The sequence below is a fragment of the Pseudomonas gregormendelii genome (assembly GCF_017114825.1).
Classification (GTDB): Bacteria; Pseudomonadota; Gammaproteobacteria; order Pseudomonadales; family Pseudomonadaceae; genus Aquipseudomonas; species Aquipseudomonas gregormendelii.
In genome coordinates, this window is the sequence record NZ_JADEVO010000006.1 from 34,483 (window position 1) to 56,964 (window position 22,482).

Annotated in this window: 23 protein-coding genes; 18 read left to right on the forward strand and 5 right to left on the reverse strand. The window is 60.0% G+C overall.

Annotated elements, in window-relative coordinates; all coding sequences use genetic code 11:
- Positions 1–12 precede the first annotated feature (12 nt).
- Together IMW75_RS06265 and IMW75_RS06270 are read left to right on the forward strand one after the other, a co-directional pair.
- Positions 13–1,479 (forward strand): purine-cytosine permease family protein, encoded by a 1,467-nt coding sequence (locus tag IMW75_RS06265; RefSeq protein WP_205892122.1) that lies wholly within the window; start codon positions 13–15, stop codon positions 1,477–1,479.
- Positions 1,472–2,401 (forward strand): PfkB family carbohydrate kinase, encoded by a 930-nt coding sequence (locus tag IMW75_RS06270; protein WP_205892123.1) that lies wholly within the window; start codon positions 1,472–1,474, stop codon positions 2,399–2,401. Before IMW75_RS06265 ends, IMW75_RS06270 begins: the two co-directional genes overlap by 8 nt.
- Positions 2,402–2,531: 130 nt before the next feature.
- On the opposite strand, the gene IMW75_RS06275 is transcribed toward IMW75_RS06270, so the two are convergent.
- The 3 genes from IMW75_RS06275 to IMW75_RS06285 all read right to left on the reverse strand — a co-directional run bounded on the left by IMW75_RS06275 (position 2,532) and on the right by IMW75_RS06285 (position 4,460).
- Entirely contained in the window at positions 2,532–2,786 is a 255-nt protein-coding gene (locus IMW75_RS06275; RefSeq protein ID WP_045061708.1) for a hypothetical protein, read from the reverse strand.
- Positions 2,787–2,830: 44 nt separating this feature from the next.
- Positions 2,831–3,169 (reverse strand): hypothetical protein, encoded by a 339-nt coding sequence (locus IMW75_RS06280; RefSeq protein ID WP_122839150.1) that lies wholly within the window; start codon positions 3,167–3,169, stop codon positions 2,831–2,833.
- Positions 3,170–3,254: 85 nt separating this feature from the next.
- Positions 3,255–4,460: an MFS transporter gene (locus IMW75_RS06285; RefSeq protein WP_045061706.1), complete on the reverse strand. Its 1,206-nt coding sequence runs from the start codon at positions 4,458–4,460 to the stop codon at positions 3,255–3,257.
- Positions 4,461–4,668: 208 nt separating this feature from the next.
- Here IMW75_RS06285 and IMW75_RS06290 point away from each other — a divergent pair, with 208 nt between their 5' ends.
- From IMW75_RS06290 to IMW75_RS06315, 6 genes are all read left to right on the forward strand, one after another.
- A complete protein-coding gene (locus IMW75_RS06290; RefSeq protein ID WP_045061705.1) occupies positions 4,669–5,151 on the forward strand; it encodes a GNAT family N-acetyltransferase in 483 nt (160 codons plus the stop codon).
- 190 nt (positions 5,152–5,341) lie between these two features.
- Positions 5,342–6,334: a 2-dehydro-3-deoxygalactonokinase gene (locus IMW75_RS06295; protein ID WP_205892124.1), complete on the forward strand. Its 993-nt coding sequence runs from the start codon at positions 5,342–5,344 to the stop codon at positions 6,332–6,334.
- Positions 6,335–6,354: 20 nt separating this feature from the next.
- Positions 6,355–6,975, forward strand: coding sequence for a 2-dehydro-3-deoxy-6-phosphogalactonate aldolase (locus IMW75_RS06300; RefSeq protein WP_205892125.1), 621 nt, complete (start codon positions 6,355–6,357; stop codon positions 6,973–6,975).
- 47 nt (positions 6,976–7,022) lie between these two features.
- Positions 7,023–8,171 carry a galactonate dehydratase gene (dgoD, locus tag IMW75_RS06305; protein ID WP_205892126.1) on the forward strand — a complete coding sequence of 383 codons (1,149 nt, stop codon included), beginning with the start codon at positions 7,023–7,025 and terminating at the stop codon, positions 8,169–8,171.
- A gap of 198 nt (positions 8,172–8,369) precedes the next feature.
- Positions 8,370–9,680: an MFS transporter gene (locus IMW75_RS06310; RefSeq protein WP_205892127.1), complete on the forward strand. Its 1,311-nt coding sequence runs from the start codon at positions 8,370–8,372 to the stop codon at positions 9,678–9,680.
- A 59-nt stretch (positions 9,681–9,739) separates the two neighbouring features.
- A complete protein-coding gene (locus IMW75_RS06315; RefSeq protein ID WP_045061700.1) occupies positions 9,740–10,543 on the forward strand; it encodes an IclR family transcriptional regulator in 804 nt (267 codons plus the stop codon).
- Here IMW75_RS06315 and IMW75_RS06320 read toward each other — a convergent pair whose 3' ends face one another.
- On the reverse strand, positions 10,544–11,596 hold the full coding sequence (locus IMW75_RS06320; RefSeq protein WP_205892128.1) for an NAD(P)-dependent alcohol dehydrogenase: 1,053 nt from the start codon (positions 11,594–11,596) through the stop codon (positions 10,544–10,546).
- 191 nt (positions 11,597–11,787) lie between these two features.
- On the opposite strand from IMW75_RS06320, the gene IMW75_RS06325 reads away from it, so the two are divergent.
- A complete protein-coding gene (locus tag IMW75_RS06325) occupies positions 11,788–12,678 on the forward strand; it encodes an AraC family transcriptional regulator (protein WP_205892129.1) in 891 nt (296 codons plus the stop codon).
- 83 nt (positions 12,679–12,761) lie between these two features.
- Here the strand turns inward: IMW75_RS06325 and IMW75_RS06330 are convergent, their stop codons facing one another.
- The gene (locus IMW75_RS06330; RefSeq protein ID WP_045061697.1) at positions 12,762–14,426 is read right to left on the reverse strand and encodes an electron transfer flavoprotein-ubiquinone oxidoreductase; all 1,665 of its coding nucleotides are present in this window, start codon (positions 14,424–14,426) and stop codon (positions 12,762–12,764) included.
- 548 nt (positions 14,427–14,974) lie between these two features.
- On the opposite strand from IMW75_RS06330, the gene IMW75_RS06335 reads away from it, so the two are divergent.
- The 9 genes from IMW75_RS06335 to IMW75_RS06380 all read left to right on the forward strand — a co-directional run bounded on the left by IMW75_RS06335 (position 14,975) and on the right by IMW75_RS06380 (position 22,199).
- A complete protein-coding gene (locus IMW75_RS06335) occupies positions 14,975–15,724 on the forward strand; it encodes an electron transfer flavoprotein subunit beta/FixA family protein (RefSeq protein ID WP_007987229.1) in 750 nt (249 codons plus the stop codon).
- 2 nt (positions 15,725–15,726) lie between these two features.
- On the forward strand, positions 15,727–16,656 hold the full coding sequence (locus IMW75_RS06340; protein WP_045061696.1) for an electron transfer flavoprotein subunit alpha/FixB family protein: 930 nt from the start codon (positions 15,727–15,729) through the stop codon (positions 16,654–16,656).
- Positions 16,657–16,844: 188 nt separating this feature from the next.
- Positions 16,845–17,660 carry a substrate-binding periplasmic protein gene (locus tag IMW75_RS06350; RefSeq protein WP_045061694.1) on the forward strand — a complete coding sequence of 272 codons (816 nt, stop codon included), beginning with the start codon at positions 16,845–16,847 and terminating at the stop codon, positions 17,658–17,660.
- A 9-nt stretch (positions 17,661–17,669) separates the two neighbouring features.
- Positions 17,670–18,026 carry a DUF4398 domain-containing protein gene (locus IMW75_RS06355; RefSeq protein ID WP_045061693.1) on the forward strand — a complete coding sequence of 119 codons (357 nt, stop codon included), beginning with the start codon at positions 17,670–17,672 and terminating at the stop codon, positions 18,024–18,026.
- On the forward strand, positions 18,023–18,835 hold the full coding sequence (locus IMW75_RS06360; protein ID WP_045061692.1) for an OmpA family protein: 813 nt from the start codon (positions 18,023–18,025) through the stop codon (positions 18,833–18,835). The genes IMW75_RS06355 and IMW75_RS06360 overlap by 4 nt, the downstream gene beginning before the upstream one ends.
- Before the next feature lie 282 nt (positions 18,836–19,117).
- Complete coding sequence (locus IMW75_RS06365; protein ID WP_045061691.1) at positions 19,118–20,557, forward strand: aminotransferase-like domain-containing protein; 1,440 nt, start codon at positions 19,118–19,120, stop codon at positions 20,555–20,557.
- 89 nt (positions 20,558–20,646) lie between these two features.
- Positions 20,647–21,138, forward strand: coding sequence for a translation initiation factor 2 (locus IMW75_RS06370; protein ID WP_205892130.1), 492 nt, complete (start codon positions 20,647–20,649; stop codon positions 21,136–21,138).
- 162 nt (positions 21,139–21,300) lie between these two features.
- Positions 21,301–21,555, forward strand: coding sequence for a YkgJ family cysteine cluster protein (locus IMW75_RS06375; protein WP_045061689.1), 255 nt, complete (start codon positions 21,301–21,303; stop codon positions 21,553–21,555).
- Between the two features lie 41 nt (positions 21,556–21,596).
- Entirely contained in the window at positions 21,597–22,199 is a 603-nt protein-coding gene (locus IMW75_RS06380; RefSeq protein WP_045061688.1) for an START domain-containing protein, read from the forward strand.
- Positions 22,200–22,482 lie beyond the last annotated feature (283 nt).

The following is a 22,482-nucleotide window of genomic DNA, read 5'->3' on the forward strand; positions in this document are numbered from 1 at the left end:
CAGGAGCATTTCATGCGTTCTTCAAATAGCGGGCAGACCGCCGGGCAACTGGAGACCCGTGGCATCGAACCGGTGCCGGAAGCGGAGTGCAACGGTCATCCGCTGCAACTGTTCTGGGTCTGGTTCGCCGCCAACATTTCCATCCTTGGCCTGCCGCTGGGGGCCACGCTCGTGGCGTTTCGCGGGCTCGCGATCTGGCAGGCTATCATCGTGGCGGTCCTCGGGGCTGCCGGCTCCTTCGCGGTGGTGGGCATCATCTCGATCGCCGGACGGCGGGGGCGGGCGCCGAGCCTGACCTTGTCCCGGGCCATCTTCGGTGTGCGCGGCAACATTGGGCCGACGCTGGTTTCGCTGATGTCGCGCCTGGGTTGGGAGACGGTCAACACCACCACCGCCGCGTTCGTGTTGCTGTCGCTGTGCTCGATCCTGTTCGGTTCGCCGGTGGAAGCCAAGAGCGCGCCGGTGCTGACGCTGATCTTCATCGCGATTTTTGTGCTGCTGACGTTGTCGGTCTCCGGCCTCGGCCACGCTACGTTGTTGGTCATCCAAAAATGGGCGACTTACGTATTTGGCGCGCTGAACATTCTGGTAGGCGGTTTTCTCTGCGCCACCATCGACTGGAGCGCCGTGTTTAATGCGCCACCGGCGCCGCTGAGCGCAATGATCATCGGGGTCGGCACCATGGCGGCGGGGACCGGAATCGGCTGGGCGAATGCTGGCGCCGACATGTCGCGCTACCAGCATCGCAGCGTCAAGGCCGTGCGCCTGGTTGCCTCGGCGGCCTTTGGCGCGGGTATTCCGCTGGTGTTGCTGATTACCCTGGGCGGCCTGCTGTCGGTGGGCAACGATGACCTGGCCGCGGCCACCGACCCGATCGTCGCGATTCGCGACATGCTGCCCACGTGGATGGCGGTGCCCTATCTGATCACGGCATTCGGTGGTCTGCTGCTGTCGAACAACCTGTCGGTGTACTCCGCAGGCCTCACCACATTGACCCTCGGCCTCAAGGTCAAGCGGGTGTATGCCGTGGTGGTCGACATCGTCGCGATCTTCGCCGGGTCGATCTACTTCATGTTGATTGCCGACAGCTTCTACGGTCCCTTTATTACCTTTATTTCGCTGCTGGCAGTGCCAATCACGGCCTGGGTGGGGATTTTTGTGGTGGACCTGATTCACCGTCACTACTACAGCCCCCAGGACCTGCTGGACGTCAGCCCGAGCAGTGCTTACTGGTATCGCGGCGGCATTGAGTGGCGCGCATTCGGCGCCTGGGCGCTGGCGATCGTCCTGGGTTACAGCTTCACCACCATTGGTACCACCGAGCAGACGCTGTGGTTCCGCGGGTTCCTGTCTGATTCCTGGTTGGGGCATAACGGCCTCGGCTGGATCGTTACCTTCCTGGTGGCGGGCGGGGTTTACGGGCTGCTGGGCGGCGCCAGGGATCGTCGCCCGGGACTGATCGAGAATGCTCATGCCTAGATTGCTGCACACCGGCCAGGTCATCATCGATCTGGTCATGGCAGTGGCCAAACTGCCTCAATCGGGTGGCGACGTATTAGCGCAGTCGGCCAGTTTTGAGGCTGGAGGTGGCTTCAATGTCATGGCCGCCGCCCAGCGCAATGGTTTACCCGTGGTCTACCTGGGGCGGCACGGCACGGGTCGCTTCGGTGACCTGGCCCGGGAGGCCATGGCGGCCGAGGGCATTCACATCGGCATCGCCCACAGCGCCGGGCAAGATACCGGTTTGTGCGTAGCCGTGACCGAGGCATCGGCCGAGCGGACGTTCATTTCCTATATTGGTGCCGAAGGCGAACTGACTGCCCAGGACCTCGCCGGCGTGAAAGTCGAGGCGGGGGACTATGTCTACGTCAGTGGCTATAGCCTGCTGCATGCCGGCAAGGCCCAGGCACTGGTGGATTGGGTGCTGGCGCTAGCCGGTGAGATCAAGGTGGTGTTCGATCCGGGCCCGCTGGTGGACTCGCCGGATGCGCCACTGATGCAGGCGCTGTTGCCGCGCATAGACCTGTGGACCAGCAATGGCGTCGAGGCGCTTGGCTTTACCGGTGCGACGGATATTGCCCAGGCACTGATTATGCTGGCCGATCACCTGCCGAAAAAAGCACTGCTGGTAGTTCGCGATGGGCCGCAAGGTTGCTGGGTCAGCCAGGGTAGTGAGCCTCAGCACGTGCCGGGTTTCAAGGTAGAAGCAGTGGACAGCAATGGCGCCGGTGATGCGCATGCCGGAGTATTCATCGCCGGTTTGGCTCAAGGTTTACCGATGCTCGAGGCATCGCGGCGAGCGAATGCAGCGGCGGCTTTGGCGGTGACTCGCTGGGGGCCGGCGACTTCGCCTGGCTCCAGTGAGGTCGATGCTTTGATCAGCAGGACTGCGGGTGCCTGAGTGGGCGTCATCGCGAGCAGGCTCGCTCCCACAGGGGGCATGGTGGGTGGCGGGACCGATGTGAGCCTGCCCGCGATGGCGGTATTGGCAACAACGCGAGGCCAGCAACACCAGCCTCGCGCCAAACGGCTTACACTTCCAGCTTGCGCGCCGCTTCGACCCCGGCAGCACTGAGCTTGATCGGCAAATTCAGCGAATGCTCGCCGGCCTCGTTACAGGTCACATGCCCATGCTGGATCAGGCCGCGATCCTGCAACGTGGCGAGGGTGCTGGCCACGACTTTTTCCCCGCGATAATTATCCAGTACCTCCTTGCCCAAACCACTTGGGTGGGCGTGCAACAGGCGGGTCAGGACTTCTTTCTCAAGGTTGTCATCGACGTTCATGCTTACCTCTTCATGGCGATAGAAAGGACGCTCGCGTGGGCGAACTATTTGCTGGCACCACCTTCGGAGCCCGAACCACCCGTGGTGGTTTTCGAGCCGGTGCCGGTTTCTGCGTTATCGGGAGTCTGGGTGTCCGGCGCGTTCATCCCACCCTGACGTCCCATATCGCTGCCTTGGGTCCGTGGGTCGGTACCGGTGGACGGCGGTAAACTGCTGTCGACACCCGTACCATTGGTGTTAATGCCTGGGGCGCTCTGGATGGCGGGGGCTTTGGGCGCTTCGACAGGATTGGTCGGACCGGTGCCGGTGGCGACGGTCGCCGCGAAAGCGCTAGCAGACAGCAAGGTGGCGAGGGACAGGGCAGTCAATCTGGACAGGATCATTTTGTCGTCTCCATTTATTTTTAAGTCCTTACCGAATATTGGTCCGCCCCTGATTTGAATTGGTGCCTTAAGGTCGACGAACGGTTCAGGCGCTTTGCGTCGCCCTGGTGGCAAAGATTCGCCGCCAGAGCAGTCGGCCTGCGGTGATCAGCCAGTTCAGCAGACTGATCAGCAGAACTGTGTGCAAAAGTGTCGTCATTCCATATTCGACGATGATCTTGCCGGCCACGAACGGAAAGCCAAACACGCCGATGAAGTACGCCAGGCTGAATAACAGCAGCGCCTGCGAGAGAGTGCCAGCGGGTGCTTCGTTGGCCGCCAGGCCATTGATCACCGAATATGTCAGGCCGTAGCCGATGCCCAGCATCACTGCAGCCATCAGGTAACTGACGCTGTCGTTCACCCCGTAGCCGAACATCAGGATCGAGCCCAGGGTCAGCCCGGACAGCAGGCAGGACGCGCGAAGCGGGTCGCGCTTGACCACCCACCCGGCAATCACCATTCGCCCGGCGATCGCAGCACCCATGAAACCCAGGAAAAACAGCGAATAGTCGACTGAGCGAGCGGCAGCGTAGCTGGTTTGAAAGCTCGACAAACCGCCAAATATGCTGCCGCCAAGGCCGACCATGATGATCGGGAACACCGCTTTGGATGACAGCACCCGAGCCGTCGCCCGCCAGGATATGCGCGCGCCTGCAATTGACGCAGAAGGCACTTGCCGCAGGTGCACATCGAGCCGCCAGAACAACAGCACGCCGATCAGGCTGGCCAGTGCGGCCAGGTAAAACGCCGCCGTCACGGGATACCCCAGCGCACTGGCCAGGCGCCCCAGCAGGGGACCGCTGCCAATCCCTGTGAGCATGCTGCCCGACAGCAAGGCGAAATAGCGGGCTCGTTGCGCGGGCGTCACCAGACTTGCCACAATGATCGGCCCCAAGGTGTAGAAAACGCCCCAGCCCAAGCCCAGCAGCAAACCGAACAACAGCAGCAGGTCGCCAAACCCTGGTGCCATGGCAAATCCCAGACTCGCAGCAGCCAGCAAAATGCCGAACAGGGCGATCGAGCGGGCGGCACCGAGCGCATCCGACAAGTGCCCGGACACGATCACTGCCGCAAAGGTGCTGAGCATCGCTGCGGAGATCACGCTGCCGGCATCGTGCTCATTGCCCCCTCGCGAACTGATCAACAGCGACAGCAGGAAGGTCGAACCGTATGACAACGACAGCAGGTAGCTGGCGAAGCAGAACAAACCGAACAGGCGGTTCGAAACGGCGGGTATTGCGGTGGGCATGAGGCGGGTCCTTGTCCTGATAAAAAATGCACAGCCTGTCTTTCTAACACGGGGGACGCCGGCGTTAGGTGCGAGGTTCGCGATTTCAGGGTTAGTGCTGGCCGGAGTGATTGCGCAACGGCAGCGATGCGGAAAAACCGATTTCCCATGTGACGAGCGTCGCGTGGCGTCTTAGTATGTTTTTTTCAATTTTGACGAAGGCCCGTCCATGACGATCGACATCCGCCCGGCGACCCCCAGCGATGCGCCGCAAATCCTCGCGTTCATCACTGAGCTGGCCGACTACGAACGGGCCCGGCACGAAGTCATCGCCAGCGTTGCCGACATCGAGCGCAGCCTGTTCAGCGAAGGCGCCACCGCCCACGGCCTGATCTGCCTGCGCGATGGCCTGCCGATCGGCTTCGCGGTGTTCTTCTTCAGCTACTCCACCTGGCTGGGCAGCAATTGCCTGTACCTCGAAGACCTGTACATCACCCCCGAACAGCGCGGCGGCGGGGCGGGCAAGACCCTGCTGCGGCACCTGGCGAAGATTGCCTGCGCCAATGATTGCGGGCGCTTCGAGTGGAGCGTGCTCGACTGGAACAAGCCGGCGATCGAGTTCTATCAATCCCTGGGTGCGCAGCCGCAGGAAGAGTGGGTGCGCTATCGGATGGATGGGGCGGTGTTGCGGGATTTCGCCGCGGGAAATTGATGACTCCTTGAAAGATCGCAGCCTTCGGCAGCTCCTACAGTTTCGCAATCCCTGTAGGAGCAGCCGAAGGCTGCGATCTTTTTTTACTTTGTTTCAATATATGGGATTGATATTTATATATTGAGATTTGTCCCCTCCCAGGTTTATAGTCCGGCTCACTCACTGCCCAACAAACAGAACAGGTGAAGCGATGCTGGCGCAATTGATCGCGCTCGATTGGGGGACAACCTCATTACGTGCTTACAAACTCGCCGAAGGCGGCCAGGTGCTGGAACAGCGGTCGCTGTCTACAGGCATCATGCAGCTGCCCCGCACACCCCGGGTGATCGCCGGCCAGCCGTGCGCTGACGGCTTTGAACTGGCCTTCGATGAAGCCTGCGGCGACTGGCTCGATGCACAGCCAGGCTTGCCGGTCATTGCCTGTGGCATGGTCGGCAGCGCCCAGGGCTGGTGCGAAGCGGCCTACCGGGAGACCCCGGCCAACGTCGCCGATCTCGGGAACTCCCTGCAGGCTGTGCGCAGCATTCGCGGAGTCGACGTGCACATCGTGCCCGGTGTCATCCAGCGCTCGCGCCTGCCCAATGTGATGCGCGGCGAAGAAGCCCAAGTGCTCGGCGTTCTGCACCATCTTGCAGGCAACAGTGGCGGTGATCTGCTGATCGGCTTGCCCGGCAGTCATTCGAAATGGGTGGAAGTGGCCGAAGGCTGCATCGTGCATTTCGATACCTTCATGACCGGTGAAATTTTCGCGGTGCTCAGCGAGCACAGTATTCTCGGCCGTACCCAGCAACGCGGCGGATCCTTTGACGGCGATGCGTTCGACCGTGGTGTACAAGTGGCGCTGTCGTCCGATGGCGAGATCGGCCCGCTGTCCACGCTGTTCAGTGCCCGCAGCCTCGGCCTGACCGGCGAACTGAGTGCCAGCGCCCAGCCGGACTACCTGTCCGGGCTGTTGATCGGCCACGAAGTTTGCGCGTTGGCACATGCCCAGCGTCATCGACGCAACAGCGTGCATCTGCCCTCAATCATCCTCATTGGCAATTCCCAACTCTGCAGTCGCTACTGCAGGGCCCTGGACGCCTGTGGATTTGCCCGGGTGTCCCTGGGCGAGCAGGCCACCGAGCGCGGGTTGTGGCAACTGGCGCTTGCCGCCGGCCTCATCCCGCCAACCCTTTCCCGTTAACCCCCCACTGGAGGTCTGACATGCTCAAGCAAGCCCTGGCGCAAAACGGTCTGATCGCGATCCTGCGTGGACTGCGTCCGCAAGAAGCGGCCGCCATTGGCGAAGTCCTGTATGCCGCCGGATTTCGCGTCATCGAAGTGCCGCTCAATTCCCCCGAGCCGTACGACAGCATTCGCATCCTGCGCAGCATCTTGCCGGCCGATTGCCTGATCGGCGCAGGCACAGTACTCACGCCGGAGCAGGTCGAGCAGGTGAAAGCCGCGGGCGGCCAGGTGATTGTCATGCCCCACAGCGATCCCAAGGTGCTGCGTGCGGCCAAAGCGGCCGGCCTGTTCCTGTCGCCCGGTGTTGCCACTCCCACCGAAGCATTCGCCGCGCTGGCCGAAGGCGCAGACGTACTCAAGATGTTCCCCGCCGAGCAAATGGGCCCCGCCGTGGTGAAAGCCTGGCTCGCGGTGCTGCCGCCAGGGACTGTTCTGGCCCCGGTTGGCGGGATCACGCCCGACAACATGCAGGTGTTTATCGACGCCGGCGTCAAAGGTTTCGGCCTGGGTTCCGGGCTGTTCAAGCCGGGCATGACGCCAGAGCAGGTGGCGAACAACGCCAAGGCCTACGTGGCTGCCTGGAAAGCCCTTCGCTAAGACTTCTTGGCGCTGCTAGCGCTGCATCCAATAAGAGAGAGATACAGATGAAAATCACCAAACTCACCACCTTCATCGTGCCGCCGCGCTGGTGCTTCCTCAAGGTCGAAACCGACGAGGGCGTGACCGGTTGGGGCGAACCCGTGGTCGAAGGCCGCGCCCACACCGTCGCCGCAGCCGTCGAAGAATTGTCCGACTACCTGATCGGCAAAGACCCACGCAACATCGAGGACATCTGGACTGTGCTCTATCGCGGCGGCTTCTACCGTGGCGGTGCCATCCACATGAGCGCACTGGCGGGTATCGACCAAGCGCTGTGGGACATCAAGGGCAAGGCGTTGGGCGTGTCTGTCAGCGATCTGCTGGGTGGTCAGGTTCGCGACAAGATTCGAGTGTATTCCTGGATCGGTGGTGACCGCCCGGCGGACACAGCCCGTGCGGCAAAAGAAGCGGTGGGACGTGGTTTCACTGCGGTGAAAATGAACGGCACCGAAGAATTGCAGTTCCTCGACTCCTTTGAGAAAGTCGACCTGGCATTGGCCAACGTTGCTGCCGTGCGTGACGCGGTGGGGCCTAACGTCGGCATCGGCGTGGACTTCCATGGCCGGGTGCACAAGCCCATGGCCAAGGTGTTGATGAAGGAGCTGGATCCGTACAAGTTGATGTTCATCGAAGAACCGGTGCTCAGCGAAAACTACGAAGCGCTCAAAGAGCTGGCGCCGCTGACCAGCACCCCGATCGCCCTAGGCGAGCGGCTGTTCTCGCGCTGGGATTTCAAACGCGTGCTCAGCGAAGGTTATGTCGACATCATCCAGCCGGATGCGTCCCATGCCGGCGGTATCACCGAGACCCGCAAGATCGCCAACATGGCTGAAGCCTACGATGTCGCCCTGGCGCTGCATTGCCCGCTGGGCCCGATCGCACTGGCCGCCTGCCTGCAGCTGGATGCGGTTTGCTACAACGCGTTCATCCAGGAGCAGAGCCTGGGCATCCACTACAACGAGAGCAACGACCTGCTGGATTACGTCAAGGATCCGCGGGTGTTCGACTATGACAAAGGCTTCGTGAAAATCCCCAACGGCCCGGGCCTGGGGATCGAGATCAACGAGGAGTACGTGATCCAGCGCGCAGCCGTCGGCCATCGCTGGCGCAACCCGATCTGGCGCCACGCCGATGGCAGTTTTGCCGAGTGGTGAGTGCTCTCTGATCCACCGCAAATTCCTGTGGGAGCCGGCCTGCTGGCGATTTGGTCGGCACCCCGGGTATTTTTGGTGACTGACTCACCGCTATCGCCAGCAGGCTGGCTCTCACAGTTTGATCTCCATGGACAGGGAGATTTGCGGCAAACCCCGATTTCACATCGACCTCAATAAACATAAAAAGAGGCATCCCCCATGCAACCGCAAACCCTCACCGGGCAGGCGTCGTTGGTGGCACCCAGCCGTAAGCGTTTTTTCATCATGGTGCTGCTGTTCATTACCGTGGTCATCAACTACCTGGACCGCAGCAACCTGTCGATCGCCGCCCCGGCGCTGACCAGCGAGCTGGGCATCGATCCCATTCACGTGGGACTGATTTTCTCCGCCTTCGGCTGGACCTACGCTGCCATGCAGATCCCCGGCGGCTGGCTGGTGGATCGCGTGCCGCCGCGCATTCTCTACAGCGTTGCCCTGTTGTTGTGGTCGATTGCCACTGTAATGCTCGGCTTCGCCGCCAGCTTCATCGCGCTGTTCGTTCTGCGCATGGCCGTTGGTGCGCTTGAGGCGCCGGCCTATCCGATTAACAGCCGCGTGGTCACCACCTGGTTTCCTGAGCGCGAGCGTGCCACGGCCATCGGCTTCTACACCTCCGGACAGTTCGTTGGCCTGGCCTTCCTGACACCAGTACTGGCGTGGTTGCAACACCAGTATGGCTGGCACATGGTGTTCGTCAGCACGGGTGCAGTCGGCATTCTGTGGGCGGTGATCTGGTACGCGGTGTATCGCGAACCACGGGACTTCAAGGGTGCCAACGCCGCCGAGATCGAGCTGATCCGCGAAGGTGGCGGGCTGGTGGATATCCAGGCCGAGCAGGCCAAGGTCAAGGCGAAATTCAGCTGGACTGACCTGGGCATCGTTCTGACCAAACGCAAATTGTGGGGCATCTACCTCGGTCAGTTCTGCCTCAACTCTACCCTGTGGTTTTTCCTGACGTGGTTCCCGACCTACCTGGTGAAATATCGCGGCATGGACTTCATCAAGTCCGGCCTGCTGGCGTCGCTGCCGTTTCTTGCCGCGTTCGTCGGCGTGTTGTGTTCAGGGTTCTTCTCGGACTTGCTGATCCGGCGCGGCTACACCGTCGGATTTGCGCGCAAGTTGCCGATCATTGGCGGCCTGCTGATTTCCACCTCGATCATTGGCGCCAACTTCGTCGAGTCGACGCCGCTGGTCATCGCCTTCCTCGCGCTGGCATTTTTCGGTAACGGGCTGGCGTCGATCACCTGGTCCCTGGTCTCGACCCTGGCCCCGGCAGGGTTGCTCGGCTTGACCGGTGGCGTGTTCAATTTCATCGGCAATCTGTCGGCGATTACCACGCCGATCGTCATTGGTTTCCTGGCTACCGGAGATTCCTTCGCCCCAGCGATCACCTATATCTCGATCCTGGCGCTGATCGGCGCACTTTCCTACGTGCTGCTGGTAGGCAAGGTCGAGCGTATCAAGTTGTAGTGACCACCATCGGGCGACCATAATGCCGCCCGTCACTCGCTCAACGGTAAAGGCTGGATATGCAGGAAGACTCCGCAAAAATCGCCAAGGACGCCGCACCGACCGGCACCCAGACGTTGCTTCGGGGCCTGGGTGTGGTCCAGGCCGTGGCCAGTGGCGCCCGCGATCTCAAGGAAATTGCCCGGCTGATCGGGACTACGCGTAGCACCACTCATCGCCTGGCCAGCTGCCTGGTGGACGAGCGTTATCTGCGCGTGGTGCCGCAAGTCGGCTATCTGTTGGGGCCCAAGCTGATCGAGCTGGGTTTCCAGGCGCGCGAAGAGCTGCCGTTGGTGACCCTGGCCGGGCCTTATCTGGACGAATTGTCGGCATTGACTGGCGACACCATTCACCTGGCGATTCGCGAAGGCGACGAGGTGCTTTACCTGCACAAGAATCCGGGGCGCAATGGTCCGGAAATGCGTTCGCGGGTGGGCCATCGCATGCCGTTGGCGCGCACCGGCATCGGCAAGGCGCTGATGCTCGATGACAGCCAGGAAGAATGGCAACGGCTGTACGAAGTCAGCTTGCCGGTGGGTGGGAAAAATCTGTTCTGGCCGCAGCACCCGGAGCAATCCTGGGAGCAGTTTCAGCAGCGCATGATGGAATACGTGGCTGGCGGTTATGCCTTCGATCTGGAGGACAACGAGCCATCGATCCGCTGTGTCGCGGCGCCGATTCGTGATGCCAGCAAGCGTATCGTTGCCGGCATCAGCATCGCCAGCACCGTGCCGTACATGCCGCTGGAAAAAATGGCCGAGCTGATTCCCCTGATCAAAGGGGTCACAGCCCGGCTGTCGGCCGAGCTGGGTGCCAAGGTCTGATTACACCTTCAGGGTGGCCATGTCGATCACGAAGCGGTACTTCACGTCACCGGCAATCATGCGGGTGTAAGCCTCATTGATCTGGCGGATGTCGAGCATTTCGATGTCGCAAGTGATGTCATGTTCGGCGCAGAAATCCAGCACTTCCTGGGTTTCGGCGATGCCACCAATCAGCGAGCCGGCCAGCACCCGACGACTCATCACCAGCTTGCCGGCGTGGACCGGCGGTTCCACCGGTTCGATCAGGCCCACCAGGATGTGCACGCCGTCGAATCTCAGGGTGTCGAGGTAGGGATTGAGGTCGTGCTGCACCGGAATGGTGTCCAGCAGGAAGTCGAAATGCCCTGCGGCCGCCTTCATCTGTTCGGCATCTGTGGACACGATCACGTGGTCGGCACCCTGGCGACGACCTTCTTCGGCCTTGCTCGCCGAGCGGGTGAACAGCGTGACTTCGGCGCCCATGGCCTTGGCGAACTTGATGCCCATATGGCCCAGGCCGCCCATGCCCAGAATCCCGACTTTGTCGCCGGCCTTCACCCCGTAGTGTTTGAGCGGTGAATACGTGGTGATGCCGGCGCAGAGGATCGGCGCAGCGCTGGCAAGGTCGAGTTTTTGCGGTATGCGCACTACAAAGTGCTCGCTGACCACGATACTGTCGGAATAGCCGCCCATGGTGTTACTGCCATCGACCCGGTCGGGGGTGGCGTAGGTCATGGTCGGACCTTCCAGGCAATACTGCTCCAGATTCGCCTGGCAGGCTTCGCAGCTACGGCAGGAATCGACCATGCAGCCAACGCCAACCAGATCGCCTACTTTATGCCGGGTGACGTTCGCACCGATGGCGGTAACCTTGCCGACAATCTCGTGGCCGGGCATCAACGGGTAAACGGCGATGCCCCATTCGTTGCGGGCCTGATGAATGTCGGAGTGGCAGACGCCACAGTAGAGAATGTCGATGGCCACGTCGTCGGGGCGCGGGCTGCGACGTTCGAATTTCATCGGGGCGAGGGGCGTGGAGGCCGACTGGGCGGCATATCCGATAGCGGTGTACATGAGGAACCTCGCAAAAGCAGTGACAAGTGAGGCGACACATTTTGGCCGCCCAACCTGTCACCGGCCATGGCGATTCCTCCGTGTGTCATGCCTATTCCTCCGATATCAATGGTCGTGTGATCAATTGGCCAACCAGACCTGCGATGATGGTTTCATACCTTTTTTCGCGACTTTTTTGGTGAAGAATCCCCATGTTGTTAACCCGTCATCTCGATGCCAATGCCACGCTGGTTTCGCTGATTGAGCCCCTGACCACTCGCGATGGTTTCGCCCCTACGCCGTTGCCGGGCGTCCAGGTTCTAAGGGCCAGTTGTGATGTCGCGCGCGGTCCGCAGATCTACGAGCCCAGCCTGGTGATCATCGCCCAAGGCAGCAAACTGGCGTACCTGGGGCCGCGTACGCTGGAATACGGAGCCGGGCATTATCTGATCCAGGCATTGCCGGTGCCGTTTGAGTGCGAAACATTTTCGGCGCCGAATGGGCCTATGCTGGGGGTTTCCATCGCCATTGATCGGGTGCTGCTCGGTGAGCTGGTGCTGGCCATGGGGTTGGCGCCGGGGCGGCATATTCCGGCACAGACACCGGAGTCCATGACCTCGGCGGTGCTCGACGATGCCATGCGCGGTTGCGTGGAGCGGCTGTTGCGCTGCCTGCACGATCCGCTGGAATGCCGGATCATGGGCCAGGCGCGGTTGCGTGAGTTGTTGTACGTGGCATTGCGCGGGCCTCAGGCCGATGTGCTGCGGGCGCTGGTTGAACAACAGGGGCAATTCGCGCGAATTGCCGCCTCGCTCAGTCATCTGCATGCGCACTACACCGAACCGCTGAACGTCGAGACCCTGGCCAGTTGCGCGAACATGAGTGCGTCGACCTTCCACGAGCATTTCAAGCGCAGCACGCTGTTGTCCCCTGTGCAGTATCTCAAGCGCTTGCGCTTGCTCAAGGCCCAGGCCTTGCTGATGGCCGAAGGGTTGGGCGTGGCGCAAGTGGCGCATCGGGTGGGTTACCAGAGCACTTCGCAGTTCAGCCGCGAGTACAAGCGCTACTTCGAGCGCAACCCCGGCGAAGAACGCGCCGCCTGACCCCCCATAGATCCCCCTGTAGGAGCTGCCGCAGGCAACAAAAAGGCCCCCATTCCGGGAGCCTTGATGTTCAGGCGCTGGACTTACATGTTCGGGTAAGTCGGGCCACCGGCACCTTCCGGCGCCACCCAGGTGATGTTCTGCGCAGGGTCCTTGATGTCGCAGGTCTTGCAGTGCACACAGTTCTGGGCGTTGATCTGGAAGCGCTTCTCGCCGTCTTCCTTGGTCACCACTTCATACACGCCGGCCGGGCAGTAGCGCTGGGCTGGTTCGTCGTACAGTGGCAGGTTCTTGCTAATCGGGATGCTCGGGTCAGTCAGCTTCAGGTGGCAAGGCTGCTCTTCTTCGTGGTTGGTGCCGGAGATGAACACCGAGCTGAGCTTGTCGAAGCTGATCTTGCCGTCTGGCTTGGGATAATCGATCTTCTTGCAGTCAGCCGCGAGCTTGAGGCACGCATAGTCCGGCTTGGTGTCGTGCAAGGTGAACGGCAGTTTGCCGCCGAAGATGTTCTGGTCCAGCCAGTTGAAACCACCACCCACGATGGCGCCGAACTTGTGAATCGCCGGACCGAAGTTGCGGCTGGCGAACAGTTCTTCGTGCAGCCAGCTCTGCTTGAAGGCATCGACGTAGCTGGTCAGCTCCTCAGTGCCGTCTTTTTCGGCAAACAGCGCTTCAGCCACGGATTCAGCGGCGAGCATGCCGGACTTCATCGCGGTGTGGCTGCCCTTGATCTTGGCGAAGTTCAGGGTGCCGAGGTCGCAGCCGATCAGCGCGCCGCCCTTGAAGACCATCTTCGGCAGCGAATTCAGGCCGCCTTTGCAAATGGCGCGAGCGCCGTAGCTGATGCGCTTGCCGCCTTCCAGGTACTGCTTCAGTACAGGGTGATGCTTGAGGCGCTGGAACTCGTCGAACGGCGAGAGATAGGTGTTGCTGTAGGAGAGATCGACGATCAGGCCGACAACCACCTGGTTGTTTTCCAGGTGATACAGGAACGAGCCTCCGGTGTTTTCAGTGCCCATGATGTCCAGCGGCCATCCGGCAGTATGGACCACCAGGCCTGGTTGATGCTTGGCCGGGTCGATTTCCCAGATTTCTTTCAAGCCGATGCCGTAGTGCTGGGCGTCTGCCTCGCTGTCGAGGTTGAAGCGCTTGATCAGTTGCTTGCCGATGTGGCCACGGCAACCTTCGGCGAACAGCGTGTATTTGCCACGCAACTCCATGCCCGGGGTGTACAGGCCTTCTTTCGGATGACCTTCGCGGTCAACGCCCAGGTCACCCGTGATGATCCCGCGAACCACGCCGTTTTCGTCGAACAGCGCTTCCTGTGCGGCGAAGCCCGGGTAGATCTCCACGCCCAGGTTCTCGGCCTGCTGGGCCAGCCAGCGGCACAGATTACCCAGGGAGATGATGTAGTTGCCTTCGTTGTGCATGGTCTTGGGCACAAAGAAGTCAGGAATTTTCTGCGCGTTGTCGGCGTTCTTCAGGACAAAAATGTCGTCGCGCGTGACAGGCGTGTTAAGCGGCGCACCCAGTTCTTTCCAGTCCGGGAACAATTCGTTCAGGGCGCGGGGTTCGAAAATCGCGCCAGAGAGAATGTGAGCACCGACCTCGGAGCCTTTTTCGACCACGCAGACGCTGATTTCCTTACCGGCTTCAGCGGCTTTCTGCTTCAACCGGCAGGCGGCGGAAAGACCAGCGGGGCCGGCACCGACGATGACGACGTCGAATTCCATGTATTCGCGTTCCACAGGTTATCTCCTACTCAAGGCTCAACAGTTTTTTTTCTAATTGGAGGTTTGGTATCGCATCCATGAATTTCTGCGCAATGCGCCGAACAGGACAATCGATTGACCACCTTTCTCTCTGGGTGGCGCATTATATCTACACCACTCTCAGCGTCCAATACAAACGTTTGTTTGAATTGGCTCAAGCCCAGAGAAATCAAAGTCACGCGGCTTATGAACGGCCATTTTGCCGTATTGACCGGAATAGGTGTTCCGGTCAAGATACGGTCGGTTTTGCGCTCGCCGTAGGCTGGCTGTTGGTTTCAAGAGCACCTCTAAAGACAGGGCGATGGCAGTAGAAGGTGATGCGCAGCGCGGGTTTGGCGCGCAGTTTACACGCCGCGATAATGAATGACTCGTTAGTCACCCCTGACCAACGGTCATCAACATTATGAGCGATGGTCACTTGACACTTATGCCGGCGTTTTTAGAGGTGCCCTTGCGCCCGATGAGTATCAACCGCCAGGTTCGCCTAGGCGGCTTTCTTTTCACCGGAGAGTAACGAGGAATCCATGAAGGTTCTTGTAGCTGTCAAACGCGTTGTTGATTACAACGTCAAGGTTCGCGTCAAGGCGGACAATTCCGGCGTTGACCTCGCCAACGTCAAGATGTCGATGAACCCATTCTGCGAAATCGCAGTGGAAGAAGCCGTACGCCTGAAAGAAAAGGGTGTTGCGACTGAAATCGTCGTCGTCTCCGTCGGCCCGTCCACCGCTCAGGAGCAACTGCGCACTGCGCTGGCCCTGGGTGCCGACCGCGCCATCCTCGTCGAATCCGCTGAAGATCTGACTTCCCTGGCCGTTGCCAAACTGCTCAAGGCTGTAGTCGACAAGGAACAGCCACAGCTGGTGATCCTTGGCAAACAAGCGATCGACAGCGACAACAACCAGACTGGCCAGATGCTCGCGGCATTGAGCGGTTATGGCCAGGGCACGTTCGCGTCGAAAGTGGAAATCAGCGGCGACAGCGTTGCCGTGACCCGCGAAATCGACGGCGGCGCGCAGACGGTTTCCCTGAAACTGCCGGCCATCGTCACCACCGACCTGCGTTTGAACGAGCCGCGTTATGCGTCCCTGCCAAACATCATGAAAGCCAAGAAGAAGCCTCTTGAAGTGCTGACTCCGGATGCTTTGGGCGTTTCCACCGCCTCCACCAACAAGACCGTGAAAGTCGAAGCGCCTGCTGCACGCAGCGCGGGTATCAAGGTCAAGTCGGTGGCTGAACTGGTCGAGAAACTGAAAAACGAAGCGAAGGTAATCTGATTATGACTATCTTGGTAATCGCTGAACACGACAACAAGGTAGTGGCCCCGGCCACCCTGAATACCGTAGCTGCCGCTGCCAAAATCGGTGGCGACATCCACGTTCTGGTTGCCGGCCTTGGCGCTGGCGCCGTGGCTGAAGCCGCTGCGAAAATCGCTGGCGTGGCTAAAGTGCTGGTGGCCGACAACGCCGCCTATGCGCATCAGTTGCCGGAAAACGTTGCGCCTCTGATTGCAGAGCTTGGCAAGGGCTACAGCCACATCCTGGCTGCCGCCACTTCCAACGGCAAAAACATCCTGCCACGTGTTGCTGCTGCGCTGGACGTTGACCAGATCTCCGAGATCATCTCGGTAGAAAGCGCTGACACTTTCAAGCGCCCGATCTACGCCGGTAACGCCATTGCCACCGTTCAGTCGAACGCGTCGGTAAAAGTGATCACCGTGCGTGCTACCGGTTTTGACCCGGTGGCGGCTGAAGGCGGTTCGGCATCGGTTGAAACCGTTGCTGCTGCTCACGACGCTGGCACTTCCAGCTTCGTTGGTGAAGAGCTTGCCAAATCGGATCGTCCGGAACTGACTGCTGCCAAGATCGTCGTTTCCGGCGGCCGAGGCATGCAGAACGGCGACAACTTCAAACACCTGTACGCCCTGGCTGACAAGCTGGGCGCTGCCGTGGGCGCGTCCCGCGCTGCGGTCGACGCAGGTTTTGTCCCTAACGACATGCAGGTCGGTCAGACCGGCAAGATCGTTGCGCCACAGCTGTACATCGCCGTCGGTATCTCCGGCGCGATCCAGCACCTGGCCGGCATGAAAGACTCCAAGGTGATCGTCGCGATCAACAAGGACGAAGAAGCGCCGATCTTCCAGGTGGCCGATTACGGCCTGGTGGCTGACTTGTTCGAAGCCATCCCTGAGCTGGAGAAGCTGGTCTAATCCAGCGGCTTCACTTATAAAGAGCCCGGCCTTATGGCCGGGTTTTTTTTCGCGTCCCCTTTAGGAGCGAGCTTGCTCGCGATGGAATTCAACGATGACGCCGGGAGCCTGTCACCCTGCGGTATCCTCGGTTTTTTCGCGAGCAAGCTCGCTCCTACAGGTGGTATTGGTTTGAATGGGAGGGTGTCGTGCATCGAGTTTTCGGTTGTGTATTGCTGGGTTTGACGGTGCTGCCTGGACTGGCCAATGCCGCAGGCAAGTGCGAGCGCCTGGTGGTCACCGGCAGCCCGGATGCACCCCCTTATCTGTGGCAAGACCCGCAGGATCCCAAGCACCTGATCGGCGCCAGTGCCGATCTGTTGCAGCAGGTGGCGGGGCAGTTGGGCATCAAGGTTGAACTGCTCTATGCCGGCAAACGGTCCCAGGCGCTGGACGAAGTGCGCAGCGGGCGCATGGATCTGCTCGCCGATGCGCCGCTGACGTTTGGCGAGCTCGACTCCCTGGATTACATTCATCCGCCCTTACTGGAGAACGACTACCTCGTCTGGACTCGCAAGGATTCACCGCTGGTCTACAACCAGGCACAAGACCTTCATGGGCATGCCGGTGCGATCTCGGAAAAGGCACGGTTGACGCCGCAGTTCGGTACGTACGCCGAGCAGCAATTGGCCCTGATCCGCACGCCCAACCTGACGCAGGCATTGCAGAAACTGCTGTTGGGTGAAGTGGAGTTTGTGCTGGCGGGCCGATATTCGGGCATCGCCGCCGCGCAGTCGCTGAGCATGGCCAATGACCTTGTCGCCCGTGCTGAACCGGTCGACAAACCCGGGCTGTATCTGGCGGTTTCCCACAACTCGGCGTGCAACGATCCGTGGTTGCGCGGACAGCTGGCGAAAAAGATGACAGAATTGCCCGCGTCCGGTCTGGCGGAAGCCGCGTTGCAGCGCAATATCGAGCGCTGGAAATTGCAGCAGCAACAACCCGTCAGTACCCCAAAACAGTAGGGATTTTTAGTGAGTATTCGACCTCTTTTCGCTGCCCTGGCCGTTCTGGCTCTGGCGGGTTGTGCAGCCGATCCGGCGCCGAATGAACAAATGCGCCTGACCGAGCAGGCGCTCGAACAGGCCAAGGCCGTGGGGGCTACCGCCGCCGACGTACCGGAAATGAAATTGGCCGAAGACAAGTTCAACCGCGCCCAAGGCAGCATGAACGACCAGTCCTTCAAGAATGCACGCATGCGCGCCGAACAGGCCGAACTGGATGCGCGCCTGGCCGAAGCCCGGGTGCTGACCCTCAAGAGCGAAGAGCAGTTGAACGTACTGAATACCCGCATCACCCGCTTGCGCAAGCAATTGGGAGATGCCCAATGAATAGTGCGTCCAGAGCCTTTGGCGGCTTGATCCTGGTGGGTTGTGCAAGCCTTTATGGCTGTGCCGGCCAGCACAGTGAAACCGCGTTGCAGGAAGCCGGTATTGACTTCCAGAAGGTCAAGGAAGACTCCAACGTGCTGCGTATTGCGCCCAAGGACGTGATCCGGGCCGGTGAATCCCTGGCTCGCGCCGACCGTCTGTCCAGCTACTGGGGCAGTGGCTCGGACGTGCTGCATTACGCCTACCTGAGCCAGCGCTACAGTGAAATCGCCCGGGAGCACACCAACCAGGTGCTTAACGAAGAGCGCGCGGCCAAGCTCGAACTGGAACGCCAGCGCCTGCAACTGGCCCTGCGCGAATCCAAGTTGCTCAGCGTGCAACAGCAGGGCAAGTGGCTGGAAGAGCAGATTGTCGCACTCGCCACCACCCAGACCGATCGCGGGTTGGTCATGACCCTGGGTGACGTGTTGTTCGACACCGGCGAAGCTGAGTTGAAAAGCTCCGCTAACCGCGTGGTGCTGAAGATCGTGCAATTCCTGCAGCTCAATCCCAAACGCGTGGTCCGTATCGAGGGTTACACCGACAGTACCGGTGGCAAGCAGGAAAACCTCAAATTGTCCCGTGACCGCGCGCAATCCGTGGCCAATGTACTGATGGACCTTGGCATTGATGACAAGCGCATCAAGGTCGAAGGTTACGGCGATGAGTATCCGGTCGACGTGAACGCCTCGGAACGGGGGCGGGCACAGAACCGTCGGGTGGAAATTGTGTTCTCCGATGAAAAGGGCCAGCTCGGCGCCGCCCGTTAACGGCGGCTGAACTGCATACAACCCGGCAATCCATATTGCTATTCATGGTAGGAACGAGCTTGCTCGCGAAAAACTCATCGACACTGCGTTTATCCAGACTTCACGCGTTATCGTTGCCGTTTATCGCGAGCAAGCTCGCTCCTGCAGTGGTAAGCCAGTACAGTTTTTGCTGACACTGCACTGTACGGTCAACTATTCTGGCAACTGTCCCCGTACACTTCTAAACTGTTCCGGTACTGTGCCACATAAGAATAAAATGCCCGTGAAATCGAGTGCTGCGTCATGACCAATCTCTTGCTGTACCAACGTATTGCTCAACAACTGGCAGAAGACATCCGCCGCGGTGTCTATCAACCGGGGGAGCGCGTGCCTTCGGTGCGCAAGATGAGTTCGCAGCTCAACGTCAGCCATGCCACCGTGTTGCAGGCTTACGCCAATCTCGAGGATCAGGGGTTGATTCGTGCCCGGCCTCAGTCGGGCTATTACGTGCACCAAACCCCGGCCCTGACCGCGCCGACTCCGGACATCGCCAGGGTCGAACGCCCCAGCCTGGTCACGCGCAGCAGCATCATTCAACAGGTGTTGGTCGAGTCCCGTCGCGAAGGGGTGTTTCCTCTTGGCGCTGCAGTACCGAGCGTCGATTACCTGCCGGTGCGGGCCCTGCATCAGCAGTTGGCCAAGGTCACGCGGTTTCATAGCCCGCGGGCCTTCAGCTACATGTTCAGCCCAGGCTTTGAACCGCTGCGGCGCCAGGTGGCGATTCGAATGCGTGATGCCGGAGTGGTGGTCGATCCCTCGGAAGTGGTGATCACCCACGGTTGCGTCGACGCCCTGCAGATGTCCTTGCGCGTGCTGACCCGGCCGGGTGACCTCATAGCCGCGGAGTCGCCGACTTACTATGGGTTGTTGCAACTGGCTGACCTGCTGGGCCTGAAGGTCATCGAGATTCCCAGCGACCCCGCCACCGGCATGAGCCTGGAAGCCCTGCAACTGGCCGCCAACCAATGGTCGATCAAGGCGCTGGTTCTGACCACGCGCCTCAGTAATCCCCTGGGCGGCACCATGCCCGAGGAACGCCAGAAGCAACTGCTGCGCCTGGCGTCGGACTTCGATATCCAGATCGTTGAAGACGATATCTATGGCGAACTGATGTTCGAGCAGGGCCGTACCAAGGCGCTCAAGGCCTATGACCGGCTGGATCGGGTGATCTATTGCTCAAGCTTTTCCAAGACCCTGTCCCCCGGGGTGCGCATTGGCTGGATGATTGCCGGAAAGTACCAGCAGGAAATCCAGCGCCTGCAGACCTTCAGCACCCATTCGGCCTGCAGCGTCACCCAGATGGGCATTGCTGCTTATCTGGAAAACGGCGGCTACGATCGGCATTTGCGCTACATCCGCCAGGAATACCGCAAGAACCTCAGCGCCTTTCAACTGGCCGTCCAGCAGTACTTTCCCGAAGGCACGCAAATGACCCGGCCCACCGGCGGTTTCATTCTTTGGGTAAGCCTGCCGGGGCGAGTGAACACCCAGGAACTGCATGTGCGGGCGTTGCAACAGGGGATCAGCATCGCCCCTGGGCTCATATTCAGTAACACCGAGCAATTCAACCACTGTATCCGTCTCAATTGTGGCATCCCGTGGAACCGTGAAGCAGAGCGTGCCTTGATGACTTTGGGCATGCTCGCCACCCAGCTTTGCCAGGAAACGGCGGCCGGTTTTTGACGGGATGGGCAGGTTATTGCTGTGCATACTTGTCTTGTGCCGGCTAACAGGCGAGCATATGGCCCTCTGCCGTTAGTGTTGCCGGGTCCATGAAATCGATTTTACCCGCCGTGTGGTTGTCGTTCTGCCTGCTGATGTCTTTTCAGGCACAAGGCCTCATGGCGGCTCCTGCCCAGCAAACTCCTTCGGCAAGCACGCCTGCAAGTCAGTCTACCCCGGCAAAAAAGACCGGCACTGTCAAAAAGGCGTCCCCCGCTAAACAGAACAGCAAGCCGGTGAAAAAACGCGCACCTATTACTTCCAAGTCCAAATCCGCCAGTGAAATAGCGAAAACCCCGCTACCTTCGGCCAAACTCGACCTGAGCCTGCCCAAGGAAATGGTTGAAGAGCTGGACCCGGTTGGCACGGTGCCGTTGCCCAAACACGATGCGATATTGCCGCAAATGTTTGGCGACAAGACGGGCAGCAGTCCTTTTCAGCTCAACGGGCGCCTGCTCAGCAACGAAATGCAGCTGCAGTTGCGCAATGAAGAGCGGCGCGACGTAGAAGGTGCCGCGCTGGAATTCGAATTCAAGCAATGATTGGCTCCCTCTTGTGACCCCAAGCCAGGACGCTTTGTCGGAGACTGATCGGTCACGCCAATTTGATCGAAAAACCTCGGCCGGTTTAATTTAAAACAACTGTTTTAGCGGTTACTCTGTGCACCGTCTTTACACATCGCCCGTCGCGAGGAGCTTGTCGTCATGAAATGCCGTGAGGGTTGTGGCGCCTGTTGCATTGCCCCTTCCATCAGTTCACCGATCCCCGGAATGCCCCACGGCAAACCTGCGGGAGAACGTTGCGTGCAACTGTCTGTCGAAAACCTGTGCAACATTTTCGGTAAACCGGAGCGCCCGGCTGTTTGTTCGTCATTCGCGGCCGACCCCGATGTTTGCGGCAACAGCAGCGAAGAAGCGATCAAACTGATTGGCTGGTGGGAGCAAATGACGGCGGCGTGATGTGTTCAACGGTCTGAACTTCAACAATAAGGAATAACACTATGGGTTCGCTGCATCGTTTGGCTGTGCTGTGTGGTTTCAGCGTTTTGCTGGCGACTTCGGTCCAGGCCGAAGAGTGGAAAGTTGCCAAGAACGAGGACGGTATCAAGGTCTCCTTGAGTGAAGTGGCCGGTTCTGATTACAAGGCTTACCAGGGCATCACCCTGATGAAAACCTCCATGGCCAAACTGCGCGCCTTGCAGGAGGATGTGCCGGGTGCCTGTGCCTGGATTCACGAATGCAAGCTGCAGAAACTGCTCAAGCATGAAGGCGACCAGAGCTGGACCTACTCTCAATTCAATACCCCATGGCCGGTGACTCCACGGGATTCGGTGCTGCACATCACCACCGTCGAAGGCGCCGATGGCAGCCTGACCCGCAAGCTCGAAGGCGTGCCCAAGTACATGCCCGAGGAAAAGGGTTTTGTGCGGGTGGTCAAGGTCGAGGGTTTCTGGAAGTTCGTGCCCAAGGGTGACCAGGTCGAAGTCACCTACCAGGTGCACACCGAACCGGGCGGCAGCGTGCCTTCGATGGTGGCCAACAAGTTTGTGGTGGATGCGCCGTTCAATACGTTGAAGGCGTTGAAGGAGCGGGCGGAGAAGTAATTTCGCTTTTTTGACCGATCCGTCCGGGAGCTGTGCAGGCGCTGCTTCGTTTCACTCGACAGCCCCTGCACCTGGCCCACCGAGGCCAACAGATCGAGCAACCCAAGCCTATATTTTGTATCCGAATATTCACTGCACGAAATTTTCACAACCCGTCCAAGACAATCTCGCCCGCGCCAACCCAAACAGTAATCAATGGCAATGCTGCGGGTGATCGTGCAACATTTGCGCACCGCGCAAGCCCCGGGGTCAGGAATCGACCAACAGAGGGCTAAGCGCCGCT